Below are 19,559 nucleotides of genomic sequence, written 5' to 3' on the forward strand. Positions count from 1 at the left end.
CGCAAAAAATAACCGTCAACGCAATGACTGCGGCCAAGCCGGCCAGCAAATCAATAAGCCGGAATCATAATCGGCTGGCTCGGGCAGCCCTTTGCGTGGCCCCAGGAATCTAGCTATGCGAATTCTCAATGCCGAATCCACCGCCGATCTGCTGCCCTATGAGCGACTCATTCCAGCCGTCAGGCAAGCCATGCTCGATTTGCGTGCCGGCCTGATTCACGCCAGCGGACGCACCGTTTTGCCCCTGCCTGAGGGCGGCTCCTACTTGGCGATGCCCTGCACCGATGCGCGCTATGCCGTCACCAAGCTGGTCGCCGTAACCCCCGCCAACCGCGAACGTGGGCAGCCGACGATTCAGGGCCGCGTGGTCGTCAGCGAGGCCGGCAGCGGCACGCCTCTGATCATTCTGGACGGCATCGTCGTGACAGCCCGTCGCACGGCTGCCGTCACCCTGCTGGGCATGGAAACGCTGCTGGGGCAAGCGCCCGAAATCGTCGTGTTGGTCGGCACCGGCGCACAAGCGCTGACCCACGCACTGGCCATGGGCGAGCGCTGGCCCGGTGTGCAACTGCGCTGCGTCGGCCGTGGCCGGGCGCAAAGCAGCGCCTTTGCTGCTACGTTGATCGCACAAGGCTTGAACGCCAGAGTTTTACCGCTAGAGCAAGCGCTGGAAGGCGCCACGGCGGCGGTCACCGCCACCACCTCATTGACGGCGGTGCTGCCGGACGAAGTTGACCCGGCGACCTTGATTGTTGGCCTGGGCAGTTTCACACCACAGATGGCCGAGTTGCCGGCCAAGCAAGTGCGGCAGCGGCAAGTCTGGGTCGATGAGCTCGACGGTGCCCGCCACGAAGCCGGCGATCTGCTGCAGGCCGGTGTCGATTGGAATCGTGTTCACATATTGGCCGAAGCCCTGTCGAACAGCGCCTTGCCGCGCGCACCGATGCTGCTAAAAACCGTCGGTCATGCCGCCTGGGACCTGGCCGCCGTGCGCACGGCCCTGATCGATTGAAAACTTTTTTCGCCAAAAGCTTGCATACCCAGAAAACTCGATGCTATAGTAGAGGGCTTGAGGCGCTTTAGCTCAGCCGGTTAGAGCGACGGAATCATAATCCGCAGGTCCGGGGTTCGAATCCCTGAAGCGCCACCAAAATTATCTTTGTGCGTCAAGCACTTAGAAGAAAAGCCACCCTAGCGGTGGCTTTTTGCTTTGGGGCGTGTATTCACCGAGTATCCACCTCACACGCTCGCAACTCCACAGGCTCATGCCTTCGCAGTTGAATCCGCCGAGCCAGAGTGCAACTCCTCCCACTCATCCCATGTGGACTCCAGCACCTCCAAGCCATCCAAGGACGCGGCCTGTATTTGATCGGGGCGATGGGCGGTCAGCAAGGCCCAGACCGCCGCAGCCAAGCTCAAGCCCGCGCTTTGCTCTGGCGGCACCGATGCAATTGCAACTCTCGATGGCTGATGCATTTCCTACTTTCTCCGCTGATATGCCATAAGCATCGACGTTAGGCTGCGTTTTCACCATCCCCCTATAGAGCGAGTTGCCGAGGCCAGCGCTTTTGCAAAGCGTTCTTAGCGCTGGCGCATCGCCCTTGAAAGCATCAACACCGGCACCAAGCCCACCAGCACAATGGCCAATGAAGGCAAAGCCGCCTCGCCCAGGCGCTCGTCCCGCGCCAGTTGATACGCGACGACTGCCAGCGTGTCGCTATTGAAGGGTCGCAGCACCAAAGTGGCGGGCAACTCCTTCATGACATCGACAAACACCAGCAAGGCCGCCGCCAAGGCCGAGCGCGCCAGCAAGGGCGCATGCAAGACCCGGAACAATCGGCCGCGCGAGGCGCCGAGCAAGCGGGCGGTCTCGTCCACCGTCGGCGAGATACGCGCATAGCCGGCCTCGACCGATTGCAAGGCCACGCCGGAGAAACGCACCAGATAGGCGTAGATCAGGCCGGTGATGGTGCCGGTGACGATATTGGTGAGGCCGAGTTGGGGTGCATATTCCTGCAGCCAGGCCAGCGGCAGCAAGATGCCCACGGCGATGACGGCGCCCGGCACCGCGTAGCCGAGCGAGACCACGCGCGTGGCCGCGCCCAGCAAGCGCCCGCCGGCCGAAATGCGCGCCGCGTAAGCCAGGACCAGCGCCAGCGCCACGGCCAAAACCGCCGAGATGGAGGCCAATTGCAAACTCGTCCACGCCCATTGCCCAAAGCGCGTCAAAGGCAGGCCAAATTCGCCGTAACGAGCCTCCAGCCACATCAGCTTCAGCAGGGCAAACACCGGCAATACAAAACCCAACAGCACCGGTAGACCGCATAGCGCAAACGCAGCGGCCGCCGCCCAACCGCGCAAGACCAAGGGGCGGGCCTCGGCTGCGTGTTGGGCGCCCGCGCGGCTGCTGGCAAAGCGCAGCTTGGCTTGCGCACGCCGCTCGGCCCACAACAGCAGCGCCACTGCCAGCAGCAGGGCCGAGGCCAGCTGAGCGGCAGCCATGCGCTCATTCATCACCAACCAAGCCTTGTAAATGCCCGTGGTCAAGGTGCTGAGCCCGAAATAGGCTCCGACGCCATAGTCGGCCAGCGTTTCCATCAAGGCCAGCGCAACACCGGCCGCCAGCGCCGGCCGCGCCAAGGGCAGCGCCACCTCATGCACTCGCCGCCAAGTGCCCGCACCCAGGATGCGGGCGGTTTCCATCAAGGTGACGCCGCGCTCCTGCAGCGCGGTGCGGGTCAACAAATACACATAGGGATAAAGGCACAGCACAAACAAGACCACCGCGCCGGGCAGGCTGCGCACATCGGACCACAGGGCGCCTTGAGCGCCGCTCAGCGCACGCAACCAGGTTTGCAGGGCGCCGCCGTACTGCAAGGCATCGGTGTAGGCATAAGCCGCGACATAGGCGGGCATCGCCATCGGCAGCAGCAAGGCCCATTCGAACCAGCGCCGGCCGGGGAACTCAAACAGGCTGATCGCCGCCGCCGTCATGCCGCCCAGCAAGGCCACACCAAGGCCGACGCTGACCGACAGCAGCAAAGAGGTGCCGACATATTCAGGCAGGACCGTCGCCCATTGATGCTGCAAGACCGCCCAGCTTTGCTGATCCAGACCCAACCAGGACCCCAGTATGCCCAGCACAGGAACGGCCAATAGCAGGCAAACAACGGTGACCAGACGCAGCATGCGAGAAAAAAGTGGAGAGGAAGAATTGGGAGCGCAGCGGTGGGCAGCACAGCCGACGATGAATGCGAATTAGGCGCGTTCTGCGCAGCACCGGCCGCCCGCTATCATAAGGGCCATGTTTCTAGCCCTCGACCAGATCGGGCTGCGCTACCCCGGTGCGGCGCAAGCTCAACAAGCAAATTCGCCATCCAGCAATCAAGCCGCGGCCCGTGGGCAGCGGCGCGGCGCGGTCGAGGCGCTCAGTCTGAGCCTGGTCAGCGGGCAGATCGGCGTGCTGATCGGCCCCTCGGGCTGCGGCAAGACCTCGGTGCTGCGCTGCATCGCCGGCCTGGAGCGCTTGCAAAGCGGCCGCATCAGCATTGCCGGCAAGGTCTTGGCCGATGCGGCCATAGGCCGGCACTTGAACCCGGAAGAGCGCCGCATCGGCATGGTGTTCCAAGACTATGCGCTCTTCCCTCACCTGAGCGTGGCCGACAACATCGGCTTTGGCCTGCGCCATTTGAACCGCCCGGCACGCGCCGCTCGCATCCAGGAGGTGCTGGACCTGGTGGGCCTGGCCCATGCGGCCAAGCGCGCACCCCATCAGCTCTCGGGCGGCCAGCAGCAGCGCGTGGCGCTGGCGCGCGCCTTGGCACCGGCGCCAAGACTGCTTTTGCTGGACGAACCCTTCTCCAGCCTGGATGTGGACCTACGCGAGCATTTGTCGCAAGAGTTGCGGGCGATCTTGAAGGCCAGCGGCACCACGGCCTTGTTCGTCACCCATGACCAGGCCGAGGCCTTTGCAATTGGCGACGTGGTCGGCGTGATGCAGCAAGGCAGCCTGGAGCAATGGGACGCGCCCTACGCCGTTTATCACCGGCCGGCCACGCGCTTTGTGGCGGACTTCATCGGCCACAGCGTGTTCACGCCGGGGCGCATCGTGCAGGGCGAACAGGGGCCGGCGGTGTTGACGCCCGTGGGCTCCTTGATGGACGCCGAGGCCTGCGCACTCGCCAGCGCCTACCCCGGCGGCATGTGCGATGTGCTGCTGCGGGCCGATGACATCATTCACGATGACCTGGCGCCGGTCAAAGCGCAGATCGAGCGCAAAGTCTTTCGCGGCGCCGACTTTCTCTACACGCTCAGGCTGCGCACGGGCGAGCGTTTGATGGCCCATGTGCCCTCGCATCACGACCATCAGGTGGGCGAGTGGATAGGCATACGTGCCGACGTTGACCATGTCGTCACCTTCGCCAAACAGGCCAGCGTCGTCGAGTGAAGCGCGGCGGCTTACACCCCAGGCCTAGGCCAGCGACTTGCGCAAAGACCGAGATTTAGTCTCTTTTTCACTCCAAAGCCTTGATTTGTCAGGCCAAAGCGCCGCCTTTCCGGCAGGGCTGCGCGGTGCGCCCGCATATACTGATCAAGCGAGATTTGTGCCAGCTCGGTGCTTGGCCAAAGGCGCATAGATTTTTAGGTTTTTCGCTAGACGGATAGGACGGACTCTCACCATGAGTGCCAAATTCAAAGTTGCAGGCTGGCTGGCCTTGGGTGTTGTGGCCGGAGCGCTCACGACCATGCAGTTGCAGGCCAATGCACGCAGCAACCTATCACCATTGCCGCTCGAAGAGTTGCAGCAACTGGCCGCCGTCTTCGCGATGATCAAGTCCGACTATGTCGAGCCGATCGACGAGAAAAAGTTGATCAATGATGCAATCGCCGGCATGGTGGCCGGGCTCGACCCGCATTCGCAGTTTTTCGATAAAAAGAATTTCAAGGAATTCCGCGAAGGCACGACCGGCAAATTCGTCGGCGTCGGCATCGAGATCGGCATGGAAGACGGCTTGGTCAAGATCGTCTCGCCGATTGAAGGCTCGCCGGCCTTCCGCGCTGGCCTGAAAAGTGGCGACCTGATCAGCAAGATCGATGATTCGCTGGTGCGCGGCTTAGGAATTGACCAGGCGGTCAAGCGCATGCGCGGCGAATTGGGCTCCAAGGTCCAGTTGACGATCTATCGCAAAAGCGAAAACCGCAGCTTCCCTGTCACCATCGTGCGGGAAGAAATTCACAACCGCAGCGTGCGCGGCAAAATCATCGAGCCCGGCTACGCTTGGTTGCGGGTCAGCCAGTTCCAGGACAGCACAGTCGACGACTTTGCCAAAAAGCTCGAGGAACTCTACAAGCAAGAACCGCATTTGAAGGGCTTGGTGCTGGACCTGCGCAATGACCCGGGCGGTCTGCTCGAAGCCTCGGTGGCGATTTCCTCGGCATTTTTGACCAAGGACCTCGAAGTCGTCAGCACCAACGGCCAGATCGCCGACTCCAAAGCCAGCTTCAAGGCCAACCCTGACTTTTACCTGCGTCGCGGCGGCAACGACCCGCTGCGCAACTTGCCGGCAGCGCTGAAGAAGGTCCCGATGATTGTGTTGGTCAACGAAGGCTCGGCCTCGGCCAGCGAAATCGTCGCCGGCGCCTTGCAGGATCACAAACGGGCGCTGATCATGGGCGCGCAGACCTTCGGCAAGGGCTCCGTGCAAACGGTGCGCCAGCTCAGCCCGGAAACGGCGCTGAAAATCACCACCGCGCGCTACTACACGCCGAGTGGCCGCTCCATCCAGGCGACCGGCATCCTGCCGGACATCTTGTTGGACGAGACCGCCGAAGGCAATGTCTTCGCCGCGCTGCGCACGCGCGAAGCCGATCTGGAAAAGCACCTGAACAACGGCAAAGAAGAAGTCAAGGACGAAGCACGCGAGAAAGCCCGCGAAGAAGCGCGCGAAAAGCTTGAGGCCGAGTACGCCAAAAAGAATGAGCCACCCAAGCCGCTGCCCGAGTTCGGCAGTGCCGAAGACTTCCAGCTGAATCAAGCCTTGAACCATTTGAAGGGCTTGCCGGTGCTGGTGTCCAAGACCGCCGTGGAGCGCAAGGCCGAGGCCAAGATAGACGAGTGAGCCGAGCTCAACTTGACCGCAACAGCCCGCCTCCAAAGCGGGCTGTTTTACTTGGTGGCCGCGCTATGCTTAGGGCCATGAATGACGAGCAATTACTGCGCTACTCCAGGCATATTTTTCTGGACGAAATCGGCATCGAGGGCCAGCAGCGCCTGCTGAAGTCGCATGCCTTGATCATCGGCGCGGGCGGCCTGGGCTCTCCCGCCGCACTCTACTTGGCCAGCGCCGGTGTCGGCCACATCACCCTGGTCGATGACGACGAGGTTGATCTGACCAATCTGCAACGCCAGATTGCTCACACCATGGACCGCGTGGGCATGCCTAAGGTCGAGTCAGCGGCGCTGAGCCTGGCCGCCCTCAACCCGGAGGTGCGCGTCAGCGCGCTGCGTCAACGCGCCGACGCGGCGCTGCTGGACCGGTTGGTGGCCGACGCCGATGTCGTGCTGGACTGCTGTGACAACTTCGCCACCCGCCAGGCTGTCAATCGCGCTTGTGTCAAGCACGCCAAGCCGCTGGTGGCCGGTGCGGCGATCGGCTTTGATGGCCAGATCAGCGTCTATGACAGCCGCCAAGCCGGCGCGCCTTGCTATGCCTGCGTGTTCCCGCCCGACAGCCAGTTCGAAGAGGCCCGCTGTGCCACGATGGGCGTGTTCGCGCCCTTGGTCGGCGTGATAGGCAGCATGCAGGCTGCGGAAAGCCTGAAGCTGCTGCTGGCCATGCCCGGCAGCTTGGCCGGGCGCCTGCAAATACTGGACGGGCGCCGCATGGAATGGAGCGAAATAGTCATGCAAGCTGATCCCGATTGCAGCATCTGTGGCTGCACAAAAATTGGATACACACACGAAACAGCCAGTTGAGGCAAAAATACGCACGAAAATTATTCGCAGCCTCACGTAAGCTGCGTCCCGGCAAGCCAAGCTGCCTTCCCGACCCTCACCGACCCCATGAACAAGCGCAAACAGCTGATCGCCCGCAATTTCCCGACCGCCAAGGAAGAGGCCCAAAGCCTGGCGCCGCAGCCCAACTATGACCAGCCGGGCAGCGCCTACCGTTTGGCTTTTGATGACAACGAGTTCCTCTTGCGCGAAGAGCTGCGCCCGGTGCGCATGCAGTTGGAGCTGCTCAAGCCCGAGCTGATGCAGCAGGAGCTGGGCATCAAGTCGACCATCGTGATGTTCGGCAGCGCGCGCATCCCGTCGCAAGAAGAAGCGCAAGCCTTGCTGACCCAGGCGCGAGGCAGCAACAACAGCGGCGACGCCGAGCAGATCAAGCGCGCCGAGATGCAACTGGCGATGAGCCATTACTACGAGGAAGCCCGGCGCTTCGCCGCCCTCGTCACGCGAGCGTCCAATGAGCGAGATAACCCGATTTATGTTGTCACCGGCGGTGGCCCCGGCATCATGGAGGCCGGCAATCGCGGCGCCTTTGAGGCGGGAGGCAAGAGCATTGGTCTGAACATCGTGCTGCCGTTTGAGCAACATCCGAACCGCTACATCACGCCCGAGCTGTGTTTTCGCTTCCACTACTTCGCGCTGCGCAAGATGCATTTCCTGATGCGCTCGGTGGCGTTGGTGTGCTTCCCCGGCGGTTTCGGCACGCTCGACGAGTTGTTCGAAACCATGACCTTGATACAGACGGGAAAAAGCCGGCGCCGCCCTATCCTGCTGTTCGGGCGCGAGTTCTGGACCCGCCTGATCAACTTTGATTATTTGGTTGAGACCGGCATGATTGGCCCCGCCGATGTACGCCTGTTTCACTTCGTCGAGACCGCCGAAGAAGCCTGGGCGTTGCTGGAATCCGAATACGACATGAACCCAGGCGCGCATAGCGCCACCTAAACACAAAAGGAAGACCCACATGACCACCTTGCGATCCGTATCCTTGATCGGTGTGCCCACCGATATCGGCGCCGGCGAGCGCGGCGCCAGCATGGGCCCCGAAGCCCTGCGCGTGGCCGATCTGGCCAAGGCACTGAAGAGCCACGGCGTCGATGTGGTCGACCGCGGCAACCTCAGCGGCCCGCCCAACCCCTGGCTGCCGCCGGTGGACGGCTACCGCCATCTGAACGAGGTGGTCGCTTGGAACCAGGTCACGCATGACGCGGTCTACGCTGAATTGAAGGCCGGCCGCATGCCCATCATGCTGGGCGGCGACCATTGCTTGGGCATCGGCTCGGTCAGCGCGGTGGCCAGACACTGCCGCGATACCGGCAAAAAGCTGCGCATTCTGTGGCTGGACGCCCATGCCGACTTCAACACCAGCAAGCTGACCCCCAGCGGCAATGTGCACGGCATGCCGGTCGCCTGCCTGTGCGGCTTTGGCCCTCAGGAGTTGATCGAGATCGGCGGCCAAGTGCCGGCGATCAGCCCCAAGTGGGTGCGCCAGATCGGCATCCGCAGCGTCGACGCGGGCGAGAAGCGCTTTGTCCACGAGCAAGACCTGGAGGTCTTCGATATGCGCTATATCGACGAAATGGGCATGCGTCACACCATGGAGTTGGCACTGGCAACGCTGGACGCCAACACGCATCTGCATGTCAGCTTCGATGTGGACTTTCTGGACCCGGCGATCGCGCCCGGCGTCGGCACCACTGTGCCCGGCGGGCCGACCTACCGCGAAGCCCATCTGTGCATGGAGATGATCGCCAACACCGGCTATATGGGTTCGCTCGACATCGTCGAGCTGAACCCGGCGCTGGATTTGCAAAACCGCACGGCCAAGGTGTCGGTGGATTTAATTGAGTCGCTGTTTGGCAAGAGTACTTTGATGAGAAAGTAAGCTTGCCCTGCCTGCGGCAGATGGCAAGAGTACTTTGATGAGAAAGTAAGCTTGCGCTGCCTGCGGCAGACGGCAAGAGTACTTTGATGAGAAAGTAAGCTTGCCTTGCCTGCGGCAGATGGCAAGAGGACTTTGATGAGAAAGTAAGCTTGCCCTGCCTTCGGCAGACGGCAAGAGCACCTTGATGCGTAAACAAGCTTGCGCTGCCTGCGGAATCAAGTGCTGACGATCCAACCCTCCAAAGGATCGATCAGCGCCGGCAAGCCGTAGCCCGCCCTCCCCTGCGCCCAAGCCGCCTGCAGCAAACACAAGACCGAATCCAGACGGTCGCCGCTGGCATCATCGACCAAGCTGTCACGCTGGGCATGGCTGAGTTTGAGGCGCAAACCTAATCGAGTGCGGCCCTGCTCCAGCGCTTCAATCAAGTCCTTGCGGGCAATCAAGCGCTCGGGTGTCTGCTTGAGTTTTGCGTCACTTTTATAGCTGCGCCGCCCAAGAATTTCGCGTGCCAGCAGGCCAGGATAGGCCTCCAGCGCAACCCGCCTTGAATCGCCCTCGTGCAAGCCGGGCAGCTCAACGCCGGCTTGCAGCAACAAGGGAACGCCTGCATGCAGCATGAATGCGACCGGTGGATTGACCCATTTCATGCTCGGTGACGAACCCGCCGGCCCGTCGCAAGCGCGATGGGCGAATTTGCTGCCGACCGGCCGCGCCGCGCAAAAGCCGGCAAACGCGTCACGTATCTCAGCCCGGCTCAGAGCCGTGTAATGCCCCATCAGCGCCGGCCAACTCTGCGGCCAGTCCAGCGCCTGCACCAACTCACGCGGCAAGCCAAAGGGGAAGTCGAAGCCGCCCAGCCAAACGCCTGGCTCGGCCAAGAACTCACCAAAGCCCAGCAGGCTATCAAAGCTCAACACAGCGTCTAAGCGCAAGACCTGACCCTGTCGTCGCCCCTGCGCCACGGTGATCGGTTTGCGGCGCGTCGGTGCGCTGCTGAAATCAACCCCCAGCAAGAGGGTGTTGGAATTTATCGAGCTAGAGTGCATGCTCGCCACCATAGCGTAAACAAAGGAAGCCTCATGTCCGCAGCCGAGCCGAACAGCAAAGCCGAGTCCGACCACAGCAAAAGCTCGCCCCCACCGGTCGAGCATTTGGTCCGCACCGAACACAAGTTGATGGTCGGCAAACAGGTGCTGGAGTACACGGCCACCTGCGGCACGCTGCTGCTGCAAGAGGTGCACAGCGAGGCCGAGGGCGAACACAAGGGCCAGTACAAAGGCAAGAAGACCCGCGCCAGCGTCTTCTTCATCGCCTACACGCTCAAGGCGTCGAAAAAGACCAAGGGCGATCGCCCCATCACCTTTAGCTTCAACGGTGGGCCGGGCTCATCCAGCGTCTGGCTGCATCTGGGCCTGTTGGGGCCGCAGCGCGTGCCGACCGATGAGATGGGCCAGTGTGGCGCGCCGCCATACGCCTTGACCGACAACGAGTTCACGCTACTGACCGACTCCGACCTGGTTTTCATCGACCCCGTCGGCACCGGTCACTCGCGCGTGGCCGAGGGCGAGAAGCTGGCCGAGTATCACGAGTACCAGCGCGACCTGGACGCCGTGGGCGAATTCATCCGCCTCTACCTGACCCGCAACGGTCGTTGGGGCGCGCCCAAATACCTGATCGGCGAAAGCTACGGCACCACGCGCGCGGCCGGCCTGTCCCGCCACTTGCAGGAAAAACATAACATCCATCTCAACGGCCTGATGCTGGTGTCGATGGCGGTGGACTTCCAGACGCTGAGCTTCGATCACGGCAACGAGCTGCCCTACCCGCTTTACTTGCCCACCTATGCCGCGACCGCCTGGTATCACAAGGCGCTGAAACCGGCGCTGCAGAAGAAGACGCTCAAAGAAGTCGTCAGCGAGGCCGAGGCCTTTGCCAATGGCGAGTATTGGACGGCGCTGATGCAGGGCTCGCGCTTGGAGCAAGAGCAGCGCCAGAAGGTGGCCGAGAAGCTCGCCCACTTCAGCGGCCTGAGCCTGCAATACCTGCTGCGCTGCGACCTGCGACCGACCGAGTTCCGCTTTTTCAAGGAGTTGCTGCGCGAGCGCGGTCAGACCGTCGGCCGCCTGGACAGCCGCTTCCTGGGCCTGGACCGCGACGACGCCGGCGAGCACCCGGAAGAAGACGCCGGCATGAACAATCTTGTCGGCGCCTATGCGGTGGGCATCAACCGCCTGCTGCGTGACACACTGAAGTTCGAGGACGATGCGCCCTACTTGGTGATTGCGCCGCTGTGGAACACCTGGAGCTGGAAGGGCTTCGAGAACAAGTATGTCAACGTAGGAGACAGCTTGCGCCGCGCCATGCATGCCAACTCTGACATGCGCATCTATGTGGCGAGCGGCTATTACGACCTGGCCACGCCGCATGCGGCGGGTGACTACACGCTCAGCCACCTCGGGCTGCACAAGAAGCTGCAGGGCAATGTGCAGGTCAGCTACTTCGAGGCCGGCCACATGATGTATATCCACCAACCCTCGCTGGCACGCATGGCGCAGGAGTTGCGGGCTTTTGTAAAACAGCCGGCTTGAAGCTCAGGCGCAGCGCTTGCTCAAGCTCGCTTCGATGCTGGCCTGCAGCAAGTCGCTGCGGGCCTCCAGCCCCAAGCTGCGGCACACAACACGCAAGTCACTGACCTCATAGCGGCGCAGGAATTCGCTTTCGATACGCGTCCGATTGCAGCTCAGGAATGGTGCCGCGCCCATCAACAAGATCGCGCAGTCCCTCATCTCGTGAATGTCACGGATGTACTCCACCAGGGCCTGCCCGACCAGGCTGCTTTGGTACTCGGCATTCAGAATCACGGCGACAAAATCTTGGTCCGCGTCCAGCGCTTCCATCAGCGCTTTGGGCGACTCCGCCAGTAGCAGCTGCAGTTCACGGCCTGCAAATACCTGGCCCTGCATGGCGGTGACCAAGCTGCGGCGTGCAGCCTCGTCCGACTCCAGCACCAGAATGCGCCAAGCCTTCTGTGCTGCAGCCGCATATGCATAGTTTGCACGGCAGCTTGGAATGCGCGGCACGCTGGCGGCTGGGCCGGTGGCGACAAAATTGCTGTGGTTCATTTCTTTGCCCTCGCTTGCTTGGGTTTGCTTTGAGTCCTGGGCGGCGGACTTCAAAATGCCGCCCAGTTCTGTGTCGCCAGTGCTGCATTCGACACCAGGGGCCGAGCGTTGCGTTGACCACTCTGCGCGGGGGCGAAGCTGCGAACGGTGGCGCTGCGGCTTTCTTCCTGCTTGGCGGGCAAAGGCTTGCAGGCCACAGCTTGGGCAAGGTCCGCCTCCAACTTGAAGGAACCCACCGTCGCGACCAGCCCGGCCGCTTGACTCTGCAGGCTGCCGGCAGCTGCAGCCGACTCTTCCACCAGCGCAGCGTTTTGCTGGGTGACCTGATCGAGTTGGTTGACCGCCTCATTGATCTGGCCGATGCCGCTGGTTTGCTCGATGGTAGCGGCGCTGATCTCGGCAATCAGGTCGTTGACACGGCCCACTTGGGTCACGATCTCGCCCATGGTGCTGCCGGCCGAGGCCACCAGCTTGGTGCCAGTCTCCACCTTGCTGACACTGGCGCCGATCAAGGCCTTGATCTCTTTGGCCGAAGTGGCCGAGCGTTGCGCCAGGGCCCGCACCTCGGCGGCCACGACCGCAAAGCCGCGCCCTTGCTCGCCGGCCCGGGCCGCTTCGACGGCCGCATTCAGCGCCAGGATATTGGTCTGGAAGGAAATCGAATCCATCACGCCGATGATCTCGACGATCTGCTGCGAGCTGGCATTGATGTCTTCCATGGTACGCACCACATCACCGATCACCGCGCCGCCTTTTTGGGCCACGGCGCTGGCCGAGCCGGCGATCTGGGCGGCTTGCCGTGCGGTATCGGCGTTATTACGCACGGTCGCGGTCAGTTGCTCCATCGAGGCTGCGGTTTCTTCCAAATTGGCAGCCTGCTCTTCGGTGCGCTGCGAGAGATCAAAGTTGCCACCGGCGATTTGCGCCGAAGCGGTGGCGATCGATTCGGCACCATTGCGAACATCACCGACCACCCGCAGCAGGTTCTCATTCATGGTCTTCATCGCCTGCAAAAGTTGCGCAGTTTCATCCTTGCCGCTGACCTCGATCTTGGCGCTCAAGTCGCCCGCGGCCACCGTCTGCGCCACCTGCACCGCACGCTGTATCGGTTGCACGATGCTGCGGCTGATCAACCAACCCAGCAATGCCGCCAGGCCAAGTGCCACCGCGGTCAAACCCATCATGGCGCGGTCCAAGAAGGCAGCATCTGCAAATGCACTTGCTGCATCGGCGGCGGTCTCGGTCTCCTGGAAGGCAAGCAGTTCATCCATCCGGTCCTGCCATTGTTTGGTGGCCGGCGAAGCCGTCTTGAGCAACAAGTCACGCGCCTCGGCATCATGATTCTCACGCGCCAGCGCTTGGACCTGGCTATTGAGTGGGCGAGCCACTGCGGCGGCCTCGCGCACTTTGGTTTGAAGGGCCTGCTCTTGCGCGCTGGCCGGCATTTTTTCCATCTCGGCCAAGGCTTGGTCGTACTTGGCCCGGGCTGCATCGATCTTTTTGACTTCGCCCTCAATCGAACTCTTGTCGTCCAACAGAATCATCGAGCGCGTCACCCGGGAGACGATATGCACCGACTCCGACATATCGTTCACCAAACTCAGGCCACGCATATTGTCCTCAACGATCTCGTGGATGGCGGCCTCAGACCGGTTGTTGCTGTAAATGCCGGCAGCAGCCACGACTGCGATCAGCGTACCCATCAGGCCAAAGCCCAGGGTCAGCCGGTTTGCGATGCTCAGATTGCTCAATGCTTTCATGATGTGCTCCAGTGTCCGTTGCTGCCGCCTGCGCGGCTGAGGTTGATGTGGGTCTTGGGCTTCGCAGGTCTTGCGAATGGAGCAACTCTAAATCACTCAAATCATTCATTCAAGTTAAATCATTCAAATCATTCAAAATAATCCCAATCGAGAAAACGAGATCGATAGATCAATCAAATCGGTCTTTACACTCAAATCGAGCTAAAATTTTGAACACTAAGAGAGCTTAGAAAGCTTAGAGAGATTCGAACAAATGAGCGAGCGCGCCGCGTCCTACACCACCATCGAGGCGGCCAAGCTCTTGGGGATTTCGCCGGCCAGCGTGCAACGCTGGGTTGATGCGGGGCACCTGAAAGCCTGGAAGACCCTGGGTGGGCATCGCCGGATTGATGCCGACAGCGTCAGCACGCTCTTGGCCGCCCAGGAGGCAGAAATTCCCTCGGCTCTTGCTGATCAGGCGGCGAATCAAGCCGCCAAACAGGGCGATTCGGCCCAAGCGCTCAGTCTGCTGCTGGTGGACGATGACGACATCGCCCGCGAGTTGCTGGAAATGCAGGTGCGCCTGCTGCTGCCCCGGGCCCATCTGCTGCTGGCCGAGAATGGCTTTCAGGCCTTGATGATGGCCGGCCGCAGCGCCCCCGATGTGGTGATCACCGATATGGTGATGCCGCATATGAACGGCATCGAGATGATCCGGCAGTTGCGCGCAAGCCCCAAGCCGCCGCTGATCATTGCGGTGTCCAGCCAGTCGCGCGAAAACCTGGCCCGCCTGGGCGGGCTGCCGGACGAGGTGCTGCTGCTGGCCAAGCCGGTCGAGCAGGCTTTGCTGGCCGGCGCATTGGACAGCTTCCAGAGGGACCGTGGCTGAGCGGCCTTCAGCGACCCGCGCAGGCCACGCGCAAAGCGGCCTGCACCGCGAGCAGTTGCGCCTCGAACTGTTGCAACAAGAAGCGCCAATCTGCTGGCCCCTCGCGAGCGGCTTCGCCAAGCTCCTCGGCGATCAAGCTAGCTTCCAACTCCCGCGCCACAGCCGACAAACGCTCGGCGCCGATGATGGCGGCCGTGGAAATGGCCGTGTGAGCAATGCGCGCGGCATTGGCCAAGTCGCCTGCCTGCATGGCCACCTGAATCTGCTGCGCATCACCCAGTCGGGTGGCGAGAAATTTGTGCAAGAACTTGTCCAGCAGCTCGCCCCGCCCCTGGCAATGCGCCAGCGCCTTGTCCAGGTCCAGCACCGCCAAGCCGACCCGCTGCGTCAGCGCCTCCTCGGCTCGCTGGGCTTGCGAAGCCTGCGTAGGCGCGGCCGGCAACCACTTGGCCAAGGCCGTGAACAGCTCCTGTGCCAACACCGGTTTGCCGACGTAGTCATTCATGCCGGCCGCCGCACAACGCGCGCGGTCGCCGCTCATCACCTGAGCCGTCATGGCGATCACAGGCAGGTCCGCAAGGCTGGCGTCTTGCCTGATCAGGCGGGTCGCCTGCAAGCCATCCATCACCGGCATCTGCACATCCATCAGCACCACATCAAAGCGCTGCTGGCGCAGCAGTCGCAGCGCCTCCTCGCCATTGCCGGCCGTCTGCACCTGCATGCCGGCCAATTCCTGCAGCAACTCGCAGGCCAGCATCTGGTTCATGTCGTTGTCCTCCACCAGCAGCACATGGCGCCCACGCAGCGCGGCGAGCAGGCCCGCCTCCTGCGGGTCAGGCGCCAAACGCTCGGCGGCCGCCTCATGCACCGCAGCTCTGTCTGGCCTGGGGCCAATGGCTTGGGCCATGGCCTCGCGCAAGGACCGCTCAGACACCGGTTTGGCCAAGCAAGCCGCCAACTGCAGGCGCTCAAGCGAGGGCTGCAAGGCCTGGGCGTCAAAGGCGGTCACCAGGATGATCTGGTGCGGCTGCACCAAGCCCAAGGCCTGCATGCGTTCGGCCGCTTGCAGCCCGTCCATATCGGGCATGCGCCAGTCCAGCAGCAAGAGGTCAAACGGCGTGCCGGACAACTGCGCCATTTGCAGCGCGGCAATGCCGGCTCGTGCGCTGTCGGCCAGCACCGGCTGCAGGCCCAAGTTTTCAAGCCTGTGTTGCAAGATGTCACGCGAATAGATGCTGTCGTCGATCACCAGCACGCGCAGCCCGGCCAGGCCCGCATCGGCAAGCTCGCTCGGAGCCGGCTCGGCGCAGCCGCCCAGCTGGACATCGAAGCTGAATTCGCTGCCCCGGCCCAGTTCGCTTTGCACGCTGAAGCTGCCGCCCATCAACTCGACCAGCTGCTTGCAGATGGCCAGGCCAAGGCCAGTGCCGCCAAACTTTCGGGTGATCGAGTTGTCGGCCTGCTGAAAAGGCTGGAACAGCGTCGCCAGCTGAGCCTGACTCATGCCTATGCCTTGATCGCGCACGCGCAGACGCAGTCTGAGTGCTTGCGCATCGGCCAGTTCGGGCGCATCCAAGCGCTCCACCAGCACCACGATCTCGCCGCTGTCGCTGAATTTGAGCGCATTGCCGCACAGATTGATCAGCACCTGAGCGAGGCGCAGCGCATCGCCGCTCACCCGCTGCGGCACGCCCGGAGCGCAATCAAACAGCAACTCGAGGCCTTTTTCTTGCGCCCGCAGACCGATCACGGCGGCAACGCGGTCGAACATCTCCTGCAAGGAAAACTCGGCCGTCTCCAGCTGCAAATGGCCGGCCTCGATCTTGGAGAAATCGAGGATGTCATTGATGATGGTCAGCAGCGCATCGGCGGCCAGCTTGGTGGTGGCCAGATAGCGCCGCTGCTTGGTCGCAGCGCTGACTGCATCACGGCTGCCCGCTTCAAGGCTTCGCAAGGCCAGTTCGGTCATGCCGATGATGGCATTCATCGGCGTGCGGATTTCATGGCTCATATTGGCCAAAAACTCGCTTTTGGCGCGCGTGGCCGCCTGTGCAGCATCGCGCGCCAAGGCCAGCTCGGCGGTGCGTGCCTGCACTCTTCGCTCCAAGTCGGCGTTCATTTGCGCCAAGGCCTTGGCACTTTCGACGGCCTGCTGCTCAGCCTGCATACAACGAATAATCTGCTGATAGGCTCGCAGCGCCGCCGACAAACTGATGATCAGCCGCTCCTGACCCAACTCCGTTTTGCTGCGGTAGTCGTTGATATCAAAGCTGTTGAAAACATTGACCTCGGGCGCGTAGCCGGGCTGTCCGGTGCGCAAGATGATGCGGCAAGCCGCCATGCCGCAATGCTCACGGATATGCGCGACCAGCTCCAAGCCGGCGCGCTCGCTTTCCATCACCACATCCAGCAGGATCATCGCAAAGTCACGGTCGGTCGCCAGCAACTCCCGGGTGGCCTGGGCCGAGTAGGTATGAAACAAGCTCAATGGCCGGCCCAGAATCACCGCCTGACGCAAGGCATAACGGGTCGCGCTATGGACCTCCTCGTCATCGTCGACCACCAATACCCGCCAGGGCGGCGGCGCAGCGGATGTCGCGCCAGCAAAGGGCTCATCGCTGAAAAAGATATTGGCTTGCTGGCTCATCGAATCTGTGTGCGTGCAATGGCGGCAGCCGGCAGTGTGCCCCAATTCCAAGCCGGCAGGCGTGAAGACACTGACATGGCGGCTTTCGAGTTCCAGCGCCCAGATCCGTTTCAACATCATCACGCCTCATTGCCCACCCTATGAACCGTTTCGCGGCCACCCCCTTCGCGATCCTGCTGGCACTGAGTCTGCTGCTCACGGCAGGGACAGGTGGTGCTCAAACGACCGCACAGCGCATGAGCCCAGAGACCGCCAGGGCCAACTATGTCGCAGCTTTTGGCAGTTATGTCGAATGGCCGGCAAGCGCTTTCGCTGACGCCGAGGCGCCTTTCGTGATCGGCGTGATGGATGACGAAGTGACGTTGCGCTTGCTCGAGGCGGGCTTTAAGACCCGCCGTTTGCAGGGCCGGGCGGTGCAGGTGCGCCGCGTCGACAACATCCTGCAGGCCATCCATGTGCACCTGCTCTACACGCCCGAGGGCAATGCTGCACCACTGCGTCCGCTGAACGGCCTGCCCATCCTGACGATAGGCTCCGGCACCGGCTTCCTGGACCGCGGCGGCATCATCGGTTTGCTGATGCGGGAGGAGCAACTGCGCTTCGAGCTCAACGCCAAAGCGGCCGAACGCTCGGGCCTGAAGGTTTCGGCCAAATTGCAGCAACTCGCACTCAGAACCTACGAGGAGAGCCGCTGATGGGTTGGAGATTTTCCTCACTCGGCCTGCAGCGCAAGCTGCAGCTGGCGCTGTTGCTGGGCACGCTGCTGGCGCTGTTGCTGGCCGGCTTGGCGGTGCTGAGTTATGAAACCAGCACATTCCGGCCGCGAGTGGCGGCGCAACTGACCGCCGTGGCCAAGGTGATGGCCGACATCAACCAGGCCGCGCTGGATTTCGACGATGCCAAACAGGCGCAAGACAACCTCGCTTTGCTGCGCCTGTATGAAGGCATGACCGCCGGCGCGCTCTACCGCGCCGACGGCTCCTTGTTTGCCGAATGGGCCGACAGCGGCAAGCCCAGCAGCCCGAGCAGGCCCCAGTCCACCGGCATAGACTTTCAGGCCAATCAAGCCAGTCTGAGCCTGGCCGTGATGCGCGATGGACGGGAGCTCGGCCATGTCTGGATCCGCGTGCAACTGCCCCCGCTGCTGCAGCGCCTGCCGCAATACGGCATCATGTTTGGCGCGCTGGCACTGGCCGTGCTGGTGCTGGGGGCGGTCTTGCTATGGGCCGGGCGGCGCCTGGTCAGCTTACCAATGGAGCAACTCAGCGCGGCAGCAAGCGAGGTTGGCCGTACCGGGGATTTTTCGCTGCGTGTGGCCAAAACCAGTGGCGACGAAATCGGCCAACTGACGGATGAGTTCAACCGCATGCTGGGGGTGGTCGGTGAGCGCGATAGCGCACTGCAGCTGGCCAATGACCAACTGGAGCAGCGCGTGCAAGAGCGCAGCCAGGAACTGGAGCAGGCGATGACGCTGCTGATGCAAAACGAAAAGCTGGCCGCCCTGGGCAACGTGGTGGCCGGCGTCGCGCATGAGCTGAACACGCCAATAGGCAATGCCTTGCTGGCCGCCACCAGCCTGAGCAAAAGCAGTCACACCATGCGCGAGCAAATCACCGGCAACTCGCTCAGCCGGCGCGGGCTGGATGATTTCATGGCCTCGGTCGAAGAGGGCTCAGGGATTGTGACGCGCTCGCTGGAACGCGCGGCCGGTCTGGTGCGCAGCTTCAAGTCCGTCGCGGTCAATGAGACCAGCGAGGCGCGCATGGACTTTGACTTGCGCCATGTGTTGGACGACTGCATGGCCTTGCTGGCACCAGGCCTGAAGCACCGCCCCATCGAGGTGAGTTTGGAGTGCGCCGCCGGCATACGCTGCAACAGCTATCCCGGTGCGTTGACGCAAATCGTCAGCAATCTGGTCGAGAACGCTGCCCGCCACGGTCTGGAGCCGATTGGCGGTGGGCGCATCGAGGTGCAGGTCCTCGAATCAATCGACACCGGCAAGCCGGACAGCGGCGAGAGCTGGCTGACGCTGAGCGTGCGTGATCATGGCGCAGGCATCCCGCCCGAACACCTGCACCGCATCTTCGAGCCCTTCTTCACCACAAGGCTGGGCCAAGGCGGCTCAGGCCTGGGCCTGCATGTGGTGCACAGCCTGGCAAAAATCCCCTTGGGCGGCTCGATTGAAGTGCGCAGCCAGGTCGGCCAAGGCACCACCTTTGAGCTGCGCTTCCCGCGCCGCGCGCCGATAGGTCAGCTCTGACCGAG

At 62.5% G+C, this 19,559-nt stretch carries 16 protein-coding genes and 1 tRNA gene; 11 read left to right on the top strand and 6 right to left on the bottom strand.

Annotated elements, in window-relative coordinates:
- The first annotated feature begins 115 nt into the window (after nt 1–115).
- Nucleotides 116–1,012 (top strand): delta(1)-pyrroline-2-carboxylate reductase family protein, encoded by an 897-nt coding sequence (locus LNV09_RS09540; RefSeq protein ID WP_263556867.1) that lies wholly within the window; start codon nt 116–118, stop codon nt 1,010–1,012.
- A 61-nt stretch (nt 1,013–1,073) separates the two neighbouring features.
- Nucleotides 1,074–1,150: transfer RNA gene (locus LNV09_RS09545), tRNA-Met, on the top strand.
- 113 nt (nt 1,151–1,263) lie between these two features.
- On the opposite strand, the gene LNV09_RS09550 is transcribed toward LNV09_RS09545, so the two are convergent.
- Nucleotides 1,264–1,476 carry a hypothetical protein gene (locus LNV09_RS09550; RefSeq protein ID WP_263556868.1) on the bottom strand — a complete coding sequence of 71 codons (213 nt, stop codon included), beginning with the start codon at nt 1,474–1,476 and terminating at the stop codon, nt 1,264–1,266.
- Nucleotides 1,477–1,581: 105 nt separating this feature from the next.
- Entirely contained in the window at nt 1,582–3,189 is a 1,608-nt protein-coding gene (locus LNV09_RS09555) for an ABC transporter permease (RefSeq protein WP_263556869.1), read from the bottom strand.
- A 115-nt stretch (nt 3,190–3,304) separates the two neighbouring features.
- Between LNV09_RS09555 and LNV09_RS09560 the strand changes: the two genes are divergently transcribed.
- From LNV09_RS09560 to rocF, 5 genes are all read left to right on the top strand, one after another.
- Nucleotides 3,305–4,447 (top strand): ABC transporter ATP-binding protein, encoded by a 1,143-nt coding sequence (locus LNV09_RS09560; RefSeq protein WP_263556870.1) that lies wholly within the window; start codon nt 3,305–3,307, stop codon nt 4,445–4,447.
- Between the two features lie 232 nt (nt 4,448–4,679).
- Complete coding sequence (locus LNV09_RS09565; RefSeq protein WP_263556871.1) at nt 4,680–6,119, top strand: S41 family peptidase; 1,440 nt, start codon at nt 4,680–4,682, stop codon at nt 6,117–6,119.
- 77 nt (nt 6,120–6,196) lie between these two features.
- Nucleotides 6,197–6,976, top strand: coding sequence for a HesA/MoeB/ThiF family protein (locus LNV09_RS09570; protein WP_263556872.1), 780 nt, complete (start codon nt 6,197–6,199; stop codon nt 6,974–6,976).
- Between the two features lie 87 nt (nt 6,977–7,063).
- Nucleotides 7,064–7,957: an LOG family protein gene (locus LNV09_RS09575; RefSeq protein ID WP_263556873.1), complete on the top strand. Its 894-nt coding sequence runs from the start codon at nt 7,064–7,066 to the stop codon at nt 7,955–7,957.
- 19 nt (nt 7,958–7,976) lie between these two features.
- Nucleotides 7,977–8,897, top strand: a complete 921-nt coding sequence (gene rocF / locus LNV09_RS09580) for an arginase (protein WP_263556874.1) — start codon at nt 7,977–7,979, stop codon at nt 8,895–8,897.
- 215 nt (nt 8,898–9,112) lie between these two features.
- Here the strand turns inward: rocF and LNV09_RS09585 are convergent, their stop codons facing one another.
- Nucleotides 9,113–9,943 (bottom strand): DUF429 domain-containing protein, encoded by an 831-nt coding sequence (locus LNV09_RS09585; RefSeq protein WP_263556875.1) that lies wholly within the window; start codon nt 9,941–9,943, stop codon nt 9,113–9,115.
- Between the two features lie 33 nt (nt 9,944–9,976).
- Between LNV09_RS09585 and LNV09_RS09590 the strand changes: the two genes are divergently transcribed.
- A complete protein-coding gene (locus LNV09_RS09590; RefSeq protein WP_263556876.1) occupies nt 9,977–11,485 on the top strand; it encodes a S10 family peptidase in 1,509 nt (502 codons plus the stop codon).
- A 3-nt stretch (nt 11,486–11,488) separates the two neighbouring features.
- Here the strand turns inward: LNV09_RS09590 and LNV09_RS09595 are convergent, their stop codons facing one another.
- Both LNV09_RS09595 and LNV09_RS09600 read right to left on the bottom strand, forming a co-directional pair.
- Entirely contained in the window at nt 11,489–12,019 is a 531-nt protein-coding gene (locus LNV09_RS09595; protein ID WP_263556877.1) for a hypothetical protein, read from the bottom strand.
- Between the two features lie 50 nt (nt 12,020–12,069).
- The gene (locus LNV09_RS09600; protein ID WP_263556878.1) at nt 12,070–13,779 is read right to left on the bottom strand and encodes a methyl-accepting chemotaxis protein; all 1,710 of its coding nucleotides are present in this window, start codon (nt 13,777–13,779) and stop codon (nt 12,070–12,072) included.
- 253 nt (nt 13,780–14,032) lie between these two features.
- Between LNV09_RS09600 and LNV09_RS09605 the strand changes: the two genes are divergently transcribed.
- The gene (locus LNV09_RS09605; protein WP_263556879.1) at nt 14,033–14,647 is read left to right on the top strand and encodes a response regulator; all 615 of its coding nucleotides are present in this window, start codon (nt 14,033–14,035) and stop codon (nt 14,645–14,647) included.
- A 7-nt stretch (nt 14,648–14,654) separates the two neighbouring features.
- Here LNV09_RS09605 and LNV09_RS09610 read toward each other — a convergent pair whose 3' ends face one another.
- Nucleotides 14,655–17,411 (bottom strand): response regulator, encoded by a 2,757-nt coding sequence (locus LNV09_RS09610; protein ID WP_263556880.1) that lies wholly within the window; start codon nt 17,409–17,411, stop codon nt 14,655–14,657.
- Between the two features lie 23 nt (nt 17,412–17,434).
- Here LNV09_RS09610 and LNV09_RS09615 point away from each other — a divergent pair, with 23 nt between their 5' ends.
- Together LNV09_RS09615 and LNV09_RS09620 are read left to right on the top strand one after the other, a co-directional pair.
- Nucleotides 17,435–17,989: a YfiR family protein gene (locus LNV09_RS09615; protein WP_263556881.1), complete on the top strand. Its 555-nt coding sequence runs from the start codon at nt 17,435–17,437 to the stop codon at nt 17,987–17,989.
- Entirely contained in the window at nt 17,989–19,554 is a 1,566-nt protein-coding gene (locus LNV09_RS09620) for an ATP-binding protein (protein WP_263556882.1), read from the top strand. The genes LNV09_RS09615 and LNV09_RS09620 overlap by 1 nt, the downstream gene beginning before the upstream one ends.
- The last annotated feature ends 5 nt before the right edge of the window (nt 19,555–19,559 follow it).

Source organism: Paucibacter sp. B2R-40 (genome assembly GCF_025717555.1).
GTDB lineage: Bacteria > Pseudomonadota > Gammaproteobacteria > Burkholderiales > Burkholderiaceae_C > Paucibacter_A.

Coding starts and splice junctions, on each gene's coding strand:
- LNV09_RS09540 (WP_263556867.1), top strand. CDS start 116: ATGCGAATTCTCAATGCCGAATCCACCGCCGATCTGCTGCCCTATGAG.
- LNV09_RS09550 (WP_263556868.1), bottom strand. CDS start 1,476: ATGCATCAGCCATCGAGAGTTGCAATTGCATCGGTGCCGCCAGAGCAA.
- LNV09_RS09555 (WP_263556869.1), bottom strand. CDS start 3,189: ATGCTGCGTCTGGTCACCGTTGTTTGCCTGCTATTGGCCGTTCCTGTG.
- LNV09_RS09560 (WP_263556870.1), top strand. CDS start 3,305: ATGTTTCTAGCCCTCGACCAGATCGGGCTGCGCTACCCCGGTGCGGCG.
- LNV09_RS09565 (WP_263556871.1), top strand. CDS start 4,680: ATGAGTGCCAAATTCAAAGTTGCAGGCTGGCTGGCCTTGGGTGTTGTG.
- LNV09_RS09570 (WP_263556872.1), top strand. CDS start 6,197: ATGAATGACGAGCAATTACTGCGCTACTCCAGGCATATTTTTCTGGAC.
- LNV09_RS09575 (WP_263556873.1), top strand. CDS start 7,064: ATGAACAAGCGCAAACAGCTGATCGCCCGCAATTTCCCGACCGCCAAG.
- rocF (WP_263556874.1), top strand. CDS start 7,977: ATGACCACCTTGCGATCCGTATCCTTGATCGGTGTGCCCACCGATATC.
- LNV09_RS09585 (WP_263556875.1), bottom strand. CDS start 9,943: ATGCACTCTAGCTCGATAAATTCCAACACCCTCTTGCTGGGGGTTGAT.
- LNV09_RS09590 (WP_263556876.1), top strand. CDS start 9,977: ATGTCCGCAGCCGAGCCGAACAGCAAAGCCGAGTCCGACCACAGCAAA.
- LNV09_RS09595 (WP_263556877.1), bottom strand. CDS start 12,019: ATGAACCACAGCAATTTTGTCGCCACCGGCCCAGCCGCCAGCGTGCCG.
- LNV09_RS09600 (WP_263556878.1), bottom strand. CDS start 13,779: ATGAAAGCATTGAGCAATCTGAGCATCGCAAACCGGCTGACCCTGGGC.
- LNV09_RS09605 (WP_263556879.1), top strand. CDS start 14,033: ATGAGCGAGCGCGCCGCGTCCTACACCACCATCGAGGCGGCCAAGCTC.
- LNV09_RS09610 (WP_263556880.1), bottom strand. CDS start 17,411: ATGTTGAAACGGATCTGGGCGCTGGAACTCGAAAGCCGCCATGTCAGT.
- LNV09_RS09615 (WP_263556881.1), top strand. CDS start 17,435: ATGAACCGTTTCGCGGCCACCCCCTTCGCGATCCTGCTGGCACTGAGT.
- LNV09_RS09620 (WP_263556882.1), top strand. CDS start 17,989: ATGGGTTGGAGATTTTCCTCACTCGGCCTGCAGCGCAAGCTGCAGCTG.